At 72.5% G+C, this 14,670-nt stretch carries 12 protein-coding genes and 1 pseudogene; 6 read left to right on the top strand and 7 right to left on the bottom strand.

The window, feature by feature from the left end; genetic code table 11:
* The first annotated feature begins 353 nt into the window (after window positions 1-353).
* The 3 genes from ACZ6TD_RS27020 (at window position 354) to ACZ6TD_RS27010 (ending at window position 3,633) form a co-directional block, all read left to right on the top strand.
* Entirely contained in the window at window positions 354-1,019 is a 666-nt protein-coding gene (locus tag ACZ6TD_RS27020) for a bifunctional DNA primase/polymerase (protein WP_471342282.1), read from the top strand.
* Window positions 1,020-1,135: 116 nt separating this feature from the next.
* On the top strand, window positions 1,136-1,951 hold the full coding sequence (locus ACZ6TD_RS27015; protein WP_471342281.1) for an ABC transporter ATP-binding protein: 816 nt from the start codon (window positions 1,136-1,138) through the stop codon (window positions 1,949-1,951).
* Window positions 1,948-3,633, top strand: a complete 1,686-nt coding sequence (locus tag ACZ6TD_RS27010) for a transporter (RefSeq protein ID WP_471342279.1) — start codon at window positions 1,948-1,950, stop codon at window positions 3,631-3,633. The genes ACZ6TD_RS27015 and ACZ6TD_RS27010 overlap by 4 nt, the downstream gene beginning before the upstream one ends.
* A 123-nt stretch (window positions 3,634-3,756) precedes the next feature.
* On the opposite strand, the gene ACZ6TD_RS27005 is transcribed toward ACZ6TD_RS27010, so the two are convergent.
* Both ACZ6TD_RS27005 and ACZ6TD_RS27000 read right to left on the bottom strand, forming a co-directional pair.
* Window positions 3,757-4,101 carry an SH3 domain-containing protein gene (locus ACZ6TD_RS27005; protein WP_471342278.1) on the bottom strand — a complete coding sequence of 115 codons (345 nt, stop codon included), beginning with the start codon at window positions 4,099-4,101 and terminating at the stop codon, window positions 3,757-3,759.
* A gap of 153 nt (window positions 4,102-4,254) precedes the next feature.
* The gene (locus tag ACZ6TD_RS27000) at window positions 4,255-5,442 is read right to left on the bottom strand and encodes a lactate 2-monooxygenase (RefSeq protein WP_471342276.1); all 1,188 of its coding nucleotides are present in this window, start codon (window positions 5,440-5,442) and stop codon (window positions 4,255-4,257) included.
* Window positions 5,443-5,760: 318 nt separating this feature from the next.
* Here ACZ6TD_RS27000 and ACZ6TD_RS26995 point away from each other — a divergent pair, with 318 nt between their 5' ends.
* Window positions 5,761-6,219: a hypothetical protein gene (locus ACZ6TD_RS26995; protein ID WP_471342275.1), complete on the top strand. Its 459-nt coding sequence runs from the start codon at window positions 5,761-5,763 to the stop codon at window positions 6,217-6,219.
* Window positions 6,220-6,325: 106 nt separating this feature from the next.
* Here the strand turns inward: ACZ6TD_RS26995 and ACZ6TD_RS26990 are convergent, their stop codons facing one another.
* Together ACZ6TD_RS26990 and ACZ6TD_RS26985 are read right to left on the bottom strand one after the other, a co-directional pair.
* Window positions 6,326-7,195 (bottom strand): alpha/beta fold hydrolase, encoded by an 870-nt coding sequence (locus tag ACZ6TD_RS26990; RefSeq protein ID WP_198273028.1) that lies wholly within the window; start codon window positions 7,193-7,195, stop codon window positions 6,326-6,328.
* A gap of 734 nt (window positions 7,196-7,929) precedes the next feature.
* Window positions 7,930-8,622 carry a metal-dependent transcriptional regulator gene (locus tag ACZ6TD_RS26985; RefSeq protein ID WP_037958355.1) on the bottom strand — a complete coding sequence of 231 codons (693 nt, stop codon included), beginning with the start codon at window positions 8,620-8,622 and terminating at the stop codon, window positions 7,930-7,932.
* A gap of 152 nt (window positions 8,623-8,774) precedes the next feature.
* Between ACZ6TD_RS26985 and ACZ6TD_RS26980 the strand changes: the two genes are divergently transcribed.
* Window positions 8,775-9,530, top strand: a complete 756-nt coding sequence (locus ACZ6TD_RS26980) for an SIS domain-containing protein (RefSeq protein ID WP_471342272.1) — start codon at window positions 8,775-8,777, stop codon at window positions 9,528-9,530.
* Window positions 9,531-9,832: 302 nt separating this feature from the next.
* On the opposite strand, the gene ACZ6TD_RS26975 is transcribed toward ACZ6TD_RS26980, so the two are convergent.
* On the bottom strand, window positions 9,833-11,389 hold the full coding sequence (locus ACZ6TD_RS26975; RefSeq protein ID WP_471342271.1) for a PAS domain-containing protein: 1,557 nt from the start codon (window positions 11,387-11,389) through the stop codon (window positions 9,833-9,835).
* A 385-nt stretch (window positions 11,390-11,774) separates the two neighbouring features.
* Complete coding sequence (gene pdxH, locus ACZ6TD_RS26970; protein WP_471342269.1) at window positions 11,775-12,473, bottom strand: pyridoxamine 5'-phosphate oxidase; 699 nt, start codon at window positions 12,471-12,473, stop codon at window positions 11,775-11,777.
* A gap of 349 nt (window positions 12,474-12,822) precedes the next feature.
* Here pdxH and ACZ6TD_RS26965 point away from each other — a divergent pair, with 349 nt between their 5' ends.
* The gene (locus tag ACZ6TD_RS26965) at window positions 12,823-13,926 is read left to right on the top strand and encodes a citrate synthase 2 (RefSeq protein WP_471342266.1); all 1,104 of its coding nucleotides are present in this window, start codon (window positions 12,823-12,825) and stop codon (window positions 13,924-13,926) included.
* Window positions 13,927-14,062: 136 nt separating this feature from the next.
* Here ACZ6TD_RS26965 and ACZ6TD_RS26960 read toward each other — a convergent pair.
* Window positions 14,063-14,656 (bottom strand): annotated as a pseudogene (locus ACZ6TD_RS26960) (TetR/AcrR family transcriptional regulator); the annotation flags it as partial.
* Between the last annotated feature and the right edge of the window lie 14 nt (window positions 14,657-14,670).

Here is a 14,670-nt window from a genome sequence, read left to right as displayed (position 1 = left end):
GCGTTCTCGGCGTATCCGTCCCTGTTGCTGAGTGATGCCCCGCAGATATCGCAGGTATACGGCGAATGCGGAACTTGCCCGTATTGACCGCATCGTTCGCGTACGGCGCCGATCCGAGTCCGGGACCGCCCTCCCCCTGGCGCTGCGGCATGGCCGCCGGACACTCGCACGCCCGTCACGCATGGTGGCTACCCGCTTACACAGCCGCAACCCCACACGCGCCCCCGCCCGTGCACCCATGCGCCCCGCCGTGCCGTCGCCGCGCACCCCGGACCCCCGACGGCGCCGCCCGTGCGGGGGCCCGGCCGTAACCCTCGTTGACGGCGGAAGTTGTCCTGTGCGTGGAAGAGACCATGGACGTGACAGGACCATCGCGGTTCCCCGCGGGAACCTCGCAGATCCCTCAGCAGCGCGGGGAGCGACTGCGCGACGCGGCGGTGCGGTACGCCGAGGAGCGACATTGGGACGTGCTCTCCGGCGCCTGGCTCGAGGCCGTGGACGGGGTGGAGCGCTGCTCCTGCGAAACCGCCGACTGCCCGGCCCCCGGCGCCCATCCGACCGGCCGGGACTGGGTGAACCAGGCCACCGGCAGCGCGGTCGTGGTCCGCCGCATGTGGGCCAGGACGCCGCGCGCCTCCATCCTGCTGCCCACCGGCCGCACCTTCGACGCGCTCGACGTCCCGGAGTCCGCGGGCTGTCTGGCGCTCGCCCGCATGGAGCGCCGCCAGGTCGAGCTGGGCCCGGTCACCTCCACCCCCGGGCGCCGGATGCTCTTCTTCGTCCTCCCGGGAGCCGCCGCCAAGGTCCCCGATCTGGTGCGGAATCTGGGCTGGCCGCCGAACGCGATCGACCTGACCGCCCGCGGCGAGGGCGACTATGTGGTCGCGCCGCCGACCCGGGTGGGGCTGCGCGGCCCGATCCAGTGGGCCCGGCGGCCCACCGCCGCCAACCGCTGGCTGCCCGACGCGGAGGAGCTGGTGAGCGCCCTGGCCTACGCCTGCGGCCGCGAGCGCCGCTGACACTCCGGAGGGCTCCCCGGCACGGCCCCTATCGTGGAGCGACGGCGGGGGCGTCGTGACCGGCCCCCGCGTGATACGTCGGTGGGACACGTCTCACAGGGAAACGGGGTAAGCCGGTGCCGCAGGATCAAGCAGCAGACAGCACACAGCCACAGTCGTCCCGGGCCGCCGCCGTGCGGGTGAGCGGCCTGTGGAAGCGTTACGGGGAGCAGGTCGCGGTCGCCGGAATCGATCTGGAGCTGCCCTCCGGGCAGTTCATCGGACTCGTCGGACCCAACGGCGCCGGTAAGACCACCACGCTTTCGATGATCACCGGCCTGCTGCGCCCCGACAAGGGGACCGTGGAGATCGGCGGCCATGACGTCTGGCGGGACCCGGTCGAGGTCAAGGCGCGGATCGGGGTGCTGCCCGAGGGGCTGCGGATGTTCGAGCGGCTCTCCGGCCGGGAGCTGCTCACCTACACCGGGCGGCTGCGCGGGCTGCCCGGCGCGGAGGTCGACCGGCGCGCCACCCAGCTCCTGGACGTCCTCGATCTCGCGGGCTCCCAGAGCAAGCTGGTCATCGACTACTCCACCGGTATGCGGAAGAAGATCGGACTGGCCGCCGCGCTGCTCCACAACCCCGAAGTCCTCTTCCTCGACGAGCCCTTCGAGGGCGTCGACCCGGTCTCCGCCCAGACCATCCGCGGCGTCCTGGAGCGCTACACCCGCTCCGGCGCGACCGTGGTCTTCTCCAGCCACGTCATGGAGCTGGTGGAGTCGCTGTGCGACTGGGTGGCGGTGATCGCGAGCGGGCGGATCCGGGCCCATGGCCCGCTGGCCGAGGTGCGGGGCGACGCGCCGTCCCTGCAGGACGCCTTCCTGGAACTGGTCGGAGCCAACCGGCGCCAGGCGGGCCAGAGCCTCGACTGGCTGGGCGGCGGCGCCCGATGACGCTCACCGACCCGCTCGACGCCAAGGGTCCGCTCGGCACCGCGGCGCCCGCACCGCCCGCGGTCCCCACCGGCTCCCCCACCCCCGTCTTCGTCTCGCTGAAGCTGGCGCTGCTGCGCAACGGGCTGCGCCAGTCCAGCGGCCGGCGGGCCGCGTACCTCACCTCGCTGGTGATGGCCATGCTGTTCGCCGTGTTGCAACTCCTCGGCCTGGTGCTGCTGCGCGGCACGCACCACGTCGACGCGCTGGTCACGCTCCTTACGGCGGTGCTCGCCCTCGGCTGGGCGGTGATGCCGCTGTTCTTCCCCGGCGGCGACGAAACCCTCGACCCGACCCGGCTGGTGATGCTGCCGCTGCGGCCGCGCTCGCTGATCACCGCGCTGCTGGTGTCCTCGCTGATCGGCATCGGCCCGCTGTTCACCCTGACCCTGGTGGCCGGTTCGGCGATCGCCGTCGCGCACGGAGCGGCGGCCGCGGCGGCGGGCGTCGTGGCCGTGGCGCTGACCGTGCTGGTGTGCGTGGCGCTGGCCCGCGCCGTCGCCACGGCCAACACCCGCCTCCTCACCAGCCGTAAGGGCCGCGATATGGCGGTGCTCAGCGGTCTGTTCGTGGCGATCGGCGCGCAGTTCGTGAACCTCGGGGCCCAGCAGCTCGGCGGTAAGAACGGCCTGTCCGTGCTGGAACCGGCCGCCGCGGTGCTGCGCTGGGTGCCGCCCGCGGCGGCGGTGGACGCCGTCCAGGGCGTGAGCGACGGCGCCTACGGGGTCGCCGCGGCTCAGTTCGCGCTGACGGTGGCCGCGTTGGCACTGCTGATGTGGTGGTGGCGGGGCACCCTCACCCATCTGATGACCACGCCGGACTCCTCCACGATCCAGGCGGCGGCGCCGCGCGAGCGGCGGTCCCCCGGCGCGGCCGACACCCCGGACGCCTCGGGCCCGTTCGCCCGGCTGCTGCCCTCCGGCCGCACCGGCACGGTGCTGCTGCGGACGCTGCGCTATGCCGTACGGGACCCCAAGACCAAGTCGGCATGGGTCACCTCGCTGGGCGTCGGCCTGCTGCTGCCCTTCATCACCGCGGCCCAGGGCAACGGCTCGATCTACTGGGCCTGCTGGGCGTCGGGCATGCTCGGCATGCTGATGTACAACCAGTTCGGCCAGGACACCTCCGCCTTCTGGATGGTCGCCCAGACGATCTCCTCGCCCCGCGACGCCTATCTGGAGCTGCGGGGCCGTGCGCTGGCGCTGCTCCTCGTCGCGGTGCCGTACGTGGCGGTGGCGGTGCTCGGCTGCGCCGCCTTCCTGAAGAACTGGTCGGCCGCCCCCGAGGCGCTCGGGATCGCCCTGGCGCTGCTCGGCTCGATGCTGGCGACCGGCGCCATGACCTCGGTGCTGGCCCCGTACTCCATTCCGCAGGACAGCGGCTACAAGAACGTCGTCCCGGCGCAGGCGGGGATCGCCTGGATCAGCATCTTCGGCGGGATGATCGTGGGTTCCGTACTGTGCGCGCCGGTGCTGGGCCTGACGATCTGGCTGCATGTCTCCGGGGCGCACGGCTGGCTGTGGGTGGTGTTCCCGCTGGGCGCGGTGTACGGCGCGGCGATCGCGGAGACCGGCCTGCGGGTGGCGGCGCCGCGGGTCGCGGCGCGGCTGCCGGAGATCCTGGCGGCGGTCAGCAAGGGGTGACGACGCGGGCACGGCCACGGGCACGAGCGGCGGGGCCGGGGGCGAGCCCCCGGCCCCGCCGCGTGCCGTCGTACGAAGCCTCCGCGCCCGACCGCCGGGCCCCCAATTGCCGTAACGTTCCGGCTAGTCGAGGTACTTGCTGTACACCCAGCCTCTGGTCCCGGCGCGAATTCCGGTCGTGGTCCGCTTGAGGATCTTTCCGTAGGACCAGCTGTTCTCAAAGCCCCGGGTGCGGCAGAAGTACCGGAAGGAATCCCCTCGGTAAAGCGTCCCTATAGCGCGGTACCGCTTTCCCGGTCCGGTGCGGAATCTCGCGCCACTGGTCGAGACCTTGAAATTGACATCCGGGGAATTGAACTGACACGCCGATGACCCCACCGCCGACGCCGTTGGCGCCAGGGCGACGGAACCGCCCAGCATCAGCGCCGCCGAGAGCACGACCATCGAGGCTTTACGTTTGATCTTCACGCGACCACCCCCCGTGATCAGTTAATTCATTGCGCGCGGAAGAGCGTAGCACCCGTCAATCCGGAAGCTGAGGACCCGGTAAAACCCCGACGGCCCCTCGGCGAGTCGCCGATGGATCGGTGGTGGTGACAAGTTGAAAGCCGAAGGGAATTGTCAGCCGAGCGCCTCCGGGGTGAGCCCCGCGGCATCCGGATGGCCCGACAGCGCCAGCGTCAGCTCGAACTCGGCCAGCAGGGCGCGGATCACGTGCTCCACCCCCGACTGCCCGTCCAGCCCGAGCCCATAGGCGTACGGCCGCCCCAGCAGCACCGCGCGGGCGCCGAGGGCGAGCGCCTTGAACACATCGTCACCGGTGCGCACTCCGCTGTCGAAGAGCACCGCCAGCCGGTCGCCGACCGCCTCCACCACCCCCCGCAGCGCGTCGGCCGCCCCGATCGAGCCGCCCACCTGGCGGCCGCCGTGGTTGGACACGACGACACCGTCCATCCCCGCGGCCGCCGCGCGGCGGGCGTCGTCGGGGTGCAGCACCCCCTTCAGCACGATCGGGCCGTCCCAGTGCTCGCGCAGGAACGCCAGGTCCTCCCACGTCTTCCCGGGGTCGCCGAACAGCCGCACGAAGTGCAGCACCGCGGCGTCCCGGTCCTCGTGGACCGGCTTGGCGAGCCCGGCCTGGAACGCCGGATCGGTGAAGTAGTTGGCGGTGCCCACACCGTGCAGGAACGGCAGATATGCCTGGTCGAGATCGCGCGGCCGCCAGGCCAGCAGCGGGGTGTCGAGGGTGACCACCAGGGCGGTGAAACCAGAGGACTTGGCCCGGCTCAGAAAGCTCCTGGTGACCTCGCGGTCCTTGCCCCAGTAGAGCTGGAACCACCGCTCACCGTCCCCCATCGCCTCCGCCACCCGCTCCATCGGCGTACTGGACGCGGAGGAGAGGATGAACGGCACGCCCTGCGCCGCGGCGGCCCGCGCCGCCGCGCACTCGGCGTCCGGGTGCATGATCGACAGCACGCCGATCGGCGCGAGCGCGAGCGGCGCGGGCAGCCGGGTGCCGAACAGCTCGACCGACAGATTCCGCCGCCGTACGTCACGGAGCATCCGCGGCACGATCCGATGCCGGTCCAGCGCCGCCCGGTTGGCCCGCTCGGTGCTGCCGCTGCCCGCGCTGCCCGCCACGTAGCCCACCGGCCCGGGCCCCAGCCGCGCCTCGGCCAGCTCCTCGAGCCGGGTGAGGTCGGCGGGAAGCCGGGGAACGGCGCCGGTCATCCCGTTCAGATAGATCTCGTACTGAAATGCCGCCCAGTCCTTGCCGGGTTCCGGTTCCGTGCTGTCGCCACCGATCATGTGCTTCCCTTCACCTGTCCATGACTGGTCAATTTCCCATTGTTGTAGGGGAGTAGAGGGCTCGTAGGATCGACGAACCGTCGATCGTGCTCAAGGGGTCCCACCCGAACGCGATGAGGCCACGTTCCCGCATTGGAGTTCCACTTGCCACCGACCAAGACAACGTGGCTGCGTGCCGGCGCGCCCGTTGCCGTACTGGCGCTCGCCCTGACCGCGTGCGGACCATTCGGCGAAAAGGCCGATACATCCGAGAACGCACGGCACGCTTCCCGCTCGGGTGTCACCGGTGGTCACCAGAGTGGTGCGCAGAAGGTCGGTATGCGATCGGACGGTGAGCCGCCGCTCCAGCCGGGCCAGACCGGTACGCGTGCGTTCAAGGAGGACACCGGGGTCGAGCCCACCTACCGGATCGCGGCACAGAAGGTCGACATCGGCACGGCGGCCGAGGCGAAGGCGCTGGTGTCGAACCCGGCGGACGCCGAGGGCAAGGTGCCCGCGGTGGCCTATGTGAAGTACACCCATGTGCGCGGGGCCACGGTGAAGGAGTATCCGCGGGTCGGGGACTACGCGGAGGTGTACGCGGACGGTCGGCGGGGAGCGAAGGTCACGGGCGCTGCCGGGCGGCCCAAGGGGTGCGCGGACTCGGATGAGATCAAGAACTGGAGGAGCGGGCAGAGCCATCTGCTCTGCAACACCTTCCTGATTCCTGCGCGGGCGAGGTCGGTCGAGGTCATGTGGACGGAGATCGGCGGCGAGCCGTTCGTCTGGACGTTCTGAACGGGAGGTTTCTGAGCGGGGCGATCTGAACGGGACGTCCTGAACTCGACGTTCCGGACGTTCTGAACCGGGCGCCGCATCACCGGGTTCGCGCACCGCGGCGCCGTTAAACGGGCAGGACCGAGGCCAGGAAGGGCTCCACGGCACGGCGCCAGCCGTCCGGCTGGTCGTAGTGGACGAGATGGCCGGCGTCCACGACCTCCGCATACTGCCCCCGGGGCAGCACGCGGACCATCTCCTGCGCCTCGGCGCGGCCCAGCTCACCGTCCAGCCCGCGCACGACCAGGGTGGGGCACTCGACCAGCGCGAGCTCCTCCCAATGGGCGTCATGGACCCAGGTGTCACGGACCTTCAGCATCTGGCGGCAGGAGAAGGCCGGGCGCCAGCCGTCCGAGCGCTCGGCCATGACCTCGGCGAAGAAGTCGCCCCGGGGCGGATTCGGCCGCTCCAGCGTCGGATCGTCCTCACCGAACCACTTGCGCACATCGGCGAGCGTCGCGAAGGGCACCGGCCAGGACCGGAACCACTCGGCCCACTCGCGCTGCGATGCGGCGCCGAGGGCCGAGGCCCGCATATCGCAGATGACCAGCGCCCGGACCAGATCGGGGCGGCGGGCGGCGAGCTGCCAGGCGGTGAGGGCGCCCATGGCATGGCCGATCAGGGTCACGGGGGCGAGGCCGAGCTGCTCCACGGCCGCCTCGGCGTCGTCCACATAGGTGGAGCGGTCGAACGGCCCCTCGGCGGGCTTCTCGCTGCGGCCGTGGCCGCGCTGGTCGAGGGCGACCGCCCGATAGCGGGTGGAGAGCCAGCGGGCCGTCTCCGCCCAGTGGGCGGCCCGGCCCAGCAGCCCATGGAGCAACAGCACTCCGGGGCCCCGCGCTCCCTCGCGGCCAGCGCCTGCCTTGGGCGGATCGGTGAACTCCCAGGCGGCGAGCCGCACGCCGCCGGCCCCGCTCACTTCGATGCGTCGCACCATGTGGTCTGGCACCTCCAACCCTCTCTCGAACACCCTCACAGTATCGAACTCGTATTCGAACACGGGGGCGTTGGCGTCCAACACCCCTCGTTCGAGTGACCATGCTCGGGGATTGATCGTCTGCGCCCTGGGGAGACAGCTAGCGGGAGGCGGACTGCTCGGGGAAGGGAGTCCGCGGGGGACGACCCTGGGAGCTCGGGGCTCCGGGTCACCAGGGCCCCGGGTCGCACCGGCCGCGTTCGCGCGGTCCGTGCGGACCGGGGCCCAGCGGGGGGACATGGGGAAGCGGGGCCCCGGCACCTGACGGCACCGGGGCCCTCGCTGAAGAACATCCCCTCGGCGGCGCAGCCCATCGGGCCCACCGGACCCCCTCCCCTGACGATCCGAGCGTCAGCGACAGCGTCGCACGCGGCGGCCCGGCCCGCTCGGTTTCTGCCGACTCCGGTATCGGGAAAATCCGTCGTCGCAGGTCGTGACGGCCGAATGACGTGAACCGGGTGTATCGGTCAGCGTGTCGAGGCGCGGAAGGTGGTGCGGGGGTGTGTTCGCGCGCTGTTGGGAAGCGAGGTCAGGGGCGGACCGGGGCGGGGCGTCCGCGCGCCGGGGGCTGGAAGAGCGGGAAGAGCCGGAACAGGGGGGCGGGGTCAGGGAGGGGCGGAGAGACGCTCGCACCGGGCCCGGGTCGGCGCTTGACCCCGAGGGTCGGCGCTCGACCACAAGCGTCAGCGCTTGCGTCAGCGCTTGGCCACGAAGACATGCGAGGCGATCTCCGCCTCCAGCTCCGCCGCCTCACCGCTGCTGCCGACCAGCACCCCGCCCGCCGACTCGGTGACGCTCACCACGGAGCCCGGCTGCACCCCGGCCCGCCGCAGCGTGTACATCACCTGGGCGTCGGCCTGGATCGGCTCGCCGATGCGGCGCACCACCACCGTCTTGCCCTCCGAGCCCGGCTCCAGCTCACGCAGGCTCACCATGGACTCGTCCAGGAACGGATCGGCCTCGGCCTTCTCGCCCAGCTCCTCCAGGCCCGGAATCGGGTTTCCGTACGGCGACTCGGTCGGATGGCGGAGCAGCTCCAGCACCCGCCGCTCCACCGCCTCGCTCATCACATGCTCCCAGCGGCACGCCTCGGCGTGGACCTGCTCCCACTCCAGCCCGATCACATCCACGAGCAGGCACTCCGCGAGCCGGTGCTTGCGCATCACGCGCGTGGCCAGCCGGCGGCCCTCCTCGGTCAACTCCAGATGACGGTCGCCCGCGACCGTGACCAGCCCGTCGCGCTCCATCCGCGCCACCGTCTGGCTGACCGTCGGACCGCTCTGCTCGAGCCGCTCAGCGATCCGGGCGCGCATGGGGACCACGCCCTCCTCCTCGAGCTCGAGGATGGTGCGGAGATACATCTCCGTGGTGTCGATCAGTCCGGACATGCGTGCCCCTCGAAGTGTCGTGCGGTGGCCCTCAACCAATTCTGACGCATCCCACCGACAACGGGGCCGAGTCGGCCCCTTCCGCCGCAAGGGACCGGGCTGCTATTCACAGCGTCATGATCGAAACCCCCCACAGGGAAGGCGACGCGTTGATGAGCGAATCCAAGCCGGCCGGGCAATTCTTCGACGCGGCCATCGGCCTGCTGCGGCAGGTGCGGGACGAGGAGGGTGAGCATATCGCCGCGGCGGGCACCCTGATCGCCGATACCGTCGCCGCGGGCGGCCGCCTCTTCACGTTCGGCGCCGGGCACTCCTCCCTGCCCGCGCAGGACGTCGTCTACCGCGCGGGCGGGCTCGCGCTGATGAACCTGCTGCCGGTGCCGGGGGCGGTGGGCGTGGACGTCGTCCCCGCCACCCTGGGCAGCGCGCTCGAACGCGTCGACGGGCTCGCCACGACCGTCCTCGACAGCAGCCCGCTCCAGGCCGGGGACCTGCTGATCGTGATCTCGCTGTCCGGGCGCAACGCCCTGCCCGTGGAGATGGCCATGAGCGCGCGCGAGCGCGGCGTCAAGGTGATCGGGGTGACCTCGGTCGGCTACGCGACCGGCACGACCTCGCGCAATCCTTCCGGCGGCTTCCTCAAGGACCACTGCGATCTGGTCGTCGACAACAAGATCGCGATCGGGGACGCGGAACTCACGGCGGACGGCGTCGGCGCGCCCTTCGCGCCCGCGTCCACCGTCGTGACGAGCGCGATCATGCAGTCCATGGTGGCGGCCGGGATCGGGGAGCTGGCCGAGCGCGGGATCGAGCCGCCCATGCTGAGGTCGGGGAACGTGGACGGCGGACACGAGTGGAACCGTAAGGTGATGACGGAGTACGGGGACCGGATCTTCTACCGCCGGTGAGACCTTGCCGGGGGCCTGTACCGGCGGTGGGGACCTTATCGGGGGCATCTTCCCGTGGTGAGCTCTTACGGCCGGTGGGCTCCTCCCGATGAGGCCCTACCGGCAGTGAGCTCCTCCCGGCGGTGGCCCCTCGCGGTGAGCTCCTCCCGGCCGGTGGGCTCCTCCCGGTGAGCTCCTACCCGTGGCGGTCCTCCTCCGGCGGTGAGCCGCTACCGGTCGGCCCCGCCCCTCCGTGGGCGGCGGTCGCCGGTACGGCTGCCCCGGTACGGCGCCTTCCGTCGCGGCCGCTCCCCCGTGCGGTGTCAGCCGCTGCGTACGGCCAAGTCCACCGAGGCGGCGACCCGGGCCGCGACGTCCTCCGCGTACGTCGCGTCCGTCCGGTCGAAGGCCCGGCGGCTGGAGGTGCGCAGGAAGGTGACCACGCCGAGGGTGCGGCCGCGGCTGCGCAGCACCGCGCACAGGCCGTGCACCGCGCCCTCCGGCCATTTGCGGGCCGCCGCCCACTGGGCCGCCCCCGACTCGCCCGAGCGTCTCGCGCTCGCCCGTACCGAACCGCAGCGCTCGACCGCCTGGAGCGCCGGATGGCCCTCCGGGTAGGCCAGCGGGATGCCGCCCGGGACGACGGGCGGGCAGGGGCCGGGGGCGCCGGTGGGCGTGGCCGCCGCCCGGACCAGCCGGATCCGGTCCGCCGGGGCGCCCGGCGGCGGGTCCAGGACCAGGTCGATCAGGGCGTGGTCGGCGAAGCCCGCCAGCGCGAAGTCCAGGTGGACCGAGGCCGCCTCCATCGGGTCCTCGCATTCGGCCGCCGCCCGCGCCGCCCGGTGCAGTTGGTTGCCCCGGAAGCGCATCCGGGCGCCCTCCTGCTCCTGGCCCTTCACCTCCGTCACGTCCTGGAAGATCCAGGCCACCCCGAGCGGCGCCGGTTCCTCGGTGAGCGGTGAGGCCAGCCGGAGGAAGCCGCTGCGCCAGCAGCGGCGCCGCGCCGCCGCCCCGGTCTCGCCGCGGTCGGTGCCCTCGCCGCGCACCGCCTCGTCGTCGTCGAGCAGTTCGTAGCGCACGCCCTCCGCGCCCTCGAGGCCGTCCGCCGCGTCGGCGTCGGCGTCCCGCAGCGTCACCCACAGCTCGGTGGGCGCCGGGGGCGCTCCCTCCGCCAGGACGTGCTGGAGCGCGGCCTCCGCCTCCTCCACGCCCTGGTCCAGGAAGTCGCCCAGCGGCCGGCCGGGCGCGGCCTTACGGGCGGTGCGCAGCGCGCCCGCCGCGCTGGCGTTGACGACGGCCACCCGCAGATCCGCGTCGACCAGGACCACGTTCCACGACGCGTCGTCCAGCAGCGCCTCGCTCAGCGCGATCGACCGCTCCAGGTCGACCTGGGCGTGCACCTCGCTGAAGGCGCAGTACACCCCGGCCGGGCGGCCGTCCGCGCCCGGCACCCCCGAGGACTGCGTACGGACCAGAACCCGGCCGCCGTCCTTGGTCAGCAGCGCGAACTCGTGCACCCGGCGTCCCGTGGTGCCCATGGCCTCCGTAAGGCGCGCCTCGACGTCCCGGGCGTCCCCCGGGCGGACCGCCCAGCCGCCCAGCCCCTTGCGGCCGACCGCCTCCGCCGCCGTCCACCCGAGGATGCGCTCGGCCTCGTGGTTCCAGTGGGTCACCGTGCCGTCGGCGTCGAACGCGCACAGGGCGGCGTCCATCCCGTCGAGCAGCGCGGCGAGCAGTTCGGAGTCGGGCCGCTCGGGGCCGTCCGGGCGGTCGGGGTGGCCGGACGCCGGCGGGGCCGCGCCCGGCTGTCCCGGGACCCCCCGCGAGGACCGGGCGGAACGCGCTGGACGTGCGGGTTCGGAACGTTGTGAAGCGCTCACCTGACACCCCTTGCTGGACGTGGCTGTCTGTGGTGGGGCACGTCGGACATTGAACTCGAACGTGACACGCGCCACACCGCATTCGTCGAAATCGTTGCCTCACGGAAATTCGCTTGTGTGTGGCAGGAGGGGGTTCTTAGGGTGTCGGTACACGAGAAGGGAGGTGGTTCGGCAGATGTATGAAATCCGGACGCGTGAGGTGACTGCGGGCTAGCAGTCCGTCGTCGCGCTCAGCGCATTCGCCGGACTGGCGCACCTGAGGTGCGCAGCCGGCCAATCCCAAGCAGTCACCCGACCCGCGGGTCGCCGGTACGTCCGACCGGCCCCCTTCCGCCTCAGGGCGTCAGGGGACAGACCCGCGGGTTGTCCGCGTTCCCAGGGCGTTCTACGGGTACAGCCGCTCCACCCGCCAGCCGCCCTCCTCCTCGGGCAGCCGGACGTACCGCAGCCGGTCGTGCAGCCGGTTCTCCCGGCCCTGCCAGAACTCCACCGCCTCCGGCACCACCCGGAACCCGCCCCACTCCGGCGGCACCGGCACCTGCTCGCCCGGCGGATAGCGGTCCGCCAGCTCCTCGTACGAGCGGTCCAGCTCCTCCCGCGAGCCCACCACCGTGGACTGCGAACTCGCCCACGCCCCCAGTTGCGAGCCGTGCGGCCGGGTGCGGAAGTACGCCGCCGTCTCGTCACGTCCGGTGCGCCGCGCGGTGCCCGTCACGATCACCTGCCGGGCGATGGGGTGCCAGGGGAAGAGCAGGGCGACATGCGGGTTCTCGCCCAGCTCACGGCCCTTGCGGGAGCCGTAGTTGGTGTAGAAGACGAAGCCGCGCTCGTCGAAGCTCTTCATCAGGACCGTGCGGGAGCTGGGGCGGCCCCGCGCGTCGGCCGTCGAGACGACCATGGCGTTCGGTTCGAAGAGCCCGCTGCCGACGGCGTCCTCGAACCACCGGGTGAACTGCCGGAACGGATCACCCGCCAGGTCCGCCTCGCCGAAGCCGGCCGCGCGGTAGTGCTCGCGCATGGCGGCCGGGTCGTACGTACGCGCGGAGGAAGCCGAGGGCTCCGAGTCAACGTGAGGCACGGGCATATCTTGCAACATCATCGGTCCGTCGCACGGGCGGCCCCGGAAGAGCGCTCTCCCTCCCCCGCCCCGGCATCCCGTAACCCTCCCGCGACACGGAGGGGATGTGCCGCTTCTCACGCTTCCCCACGGGCACCGCACGCACCAGACTGAGCGGACCACGCGCCTGTTCGGCGCCTGGGCAGGCACCACCCCCGTGTCCCGGAGGTCACTCCCCGCCACGGTTGGGTGACCACCACCCGCACGGGGCACATCACGGAGTGACCGGTACGGACCGCGAGCCGTGTCAGGCGGCCGCGTAACCGTTCCGGCACCGTCCGCCGCCGACCGTCGTCCCGCAATGAGGAGCCGCCTGATGTCCGACTTCGTACCCGGACTCGAGGGAGTCGTCGCGTTCGAGACGGAGATCGCCGAACCCGACAAGGAAGGCGGCGCGCTCCGCTACCGAGGCGTGGACATCGAGGACCTGGTGGGCCATGTCTCCTTCGGGAACGTCTGGGGTCTGCTGGTCGACGGCGCCTTCAACCCGGGGCTGCCGGCCGCCGAGCCGTTCCCCATCCCGGTCCACTCCGGGGACGTCCGGGTCGATGTGCAGTCCGCGCTGGCCATGCTCGCGCCCGTCTGGGGCCTCAAACCGCTGCTGGACATCGACGCGGAGCAGGCCCGTGAGGACCTGGCGCGCGCGGCGGTGATGGCCCTGTCCTACGTGGCCCAGTCGGCCCGCGGCCAAGGGAGGCCGATGGTGCCGCAGCGGGAGATCGACAAGGCCGGAACCATCGTGGAGCGCTTCATGCGGCGCTGGCGCGGTGAGCCGGACCCCAAGCACGTGGCCGCCGTCGACGCGTACTGGACCTCGGCGGCCGAGCACGGGATGAACGCCTCCACCTTCACCGCCCGCGTCATCGCCTCCACCGGCGCCGATGTGGCCGCCGCGCTCTCCGGCGCGGTGGGCGCCATGTCGGGGCCGCTGCACGGCGGCGCGCCCTCCCGGGTGCTCGGCATGATCGAGGAGATCGAGCGCACCGGGGACGCCACCCGCTACGTCAAGCAGGCCCTGGACCGGGGCGAGCGGCTGATGGGCTTCGGCCACCGGGTCTACCGCGCCGAGGACCCGCGGGCGCGGGTGCTGCGGCGCACCGCCAAGGAGCTGGGCGCACCGCGCTTCGAGGTCGCCGAGGCGCTGGAGCGGGCCGCCCTGGACGAGTTGCACAACCGCAGGCCGGACCGGGTGCTGGCGACGAACGTGGAGTTCTGGGCGGCCATCGTGCTGGACTTCGCCGAGGTCCCGGCGCCCATGTTCACCTCGATGTTCACCTGCGCCCGTACGGCGGGCTGGAGCGCGCACATCCTGGAGCAGAAGCGGACCGGCCGTCTGGTGCGGCCGTCGGCCCGGTACGTCGGCCCCGGCGCGCGCAGCCCGCACGACGTCGACGGCTACGGGGACACCGCCTCGCGGTAGGTCAGGAGGCGGCAGGGGCGGAGTGGTCGTCGGCCGGGTGGTCGTCGGCCGGGTGGTCGTCGACGGGACGGTCGTGGGCCGGGCGGTCGCTGGCGGGACGGTCGTCGGCCGGACGGTCGTCCGGGTCCTCCGGGGTCAGGATCCCCTCCAGGATCCGCGACCACTGGGCCACCACCCGCTCCCGGCGGTGGCCGTCGTCCGTCAGCAGGTTGGCCAGGCCGAGGCCCCGTCCCATGTCGAGCAGGCCCTGGACGGCCTCCCGGACGCCCGGCACGGACTCGTCGGCGCCCAGCAGCTCCACCGCCATCCGATGCGTCTCCCGGCCGATCTTCGTCTCCAGGGCGGCCACCCGGGCGCCCAACTGCTCCTCGTACGAAGCCGCCACCCATAGCTGGAGGGCGGCCCGGAAGAGCGGGCCGGTGTAGAGGGTGACCAGCGCCTCGACCACCGCGGGGACGCGGCCCTCCCCGTGCGGGGCGGGGAGGGCACGCAGCTCCGCCGAGCGCTCCTCGGCGACATGCTCGACGGCGGCCGTGAAGAGGTCCTCACGGGTCGGGAAGTGGTGCTGGGCCGCGCCCCGCGACACCCCGGCCCGCTCGGCGACCACCGCGACCGTGGAACCGGCCCAGCCGCGCTCGGCGAGGCAGGACACGGCGGCCTCCAGCAGCCGCCTGCGGGTGGCGCGGCTGCGGTCCTGCTTGGGGTCGCGCAGGGCCGTACGGGGGGTCATCGGGACGCCCCGGC

This window comes from Streptomyces yongxingensis, assembly GCF_055597465.1.
Note: the sequence above shows the minus strand (reverse complement) of the source record. Positions and strands in the feature narration are given on the sequence as shown.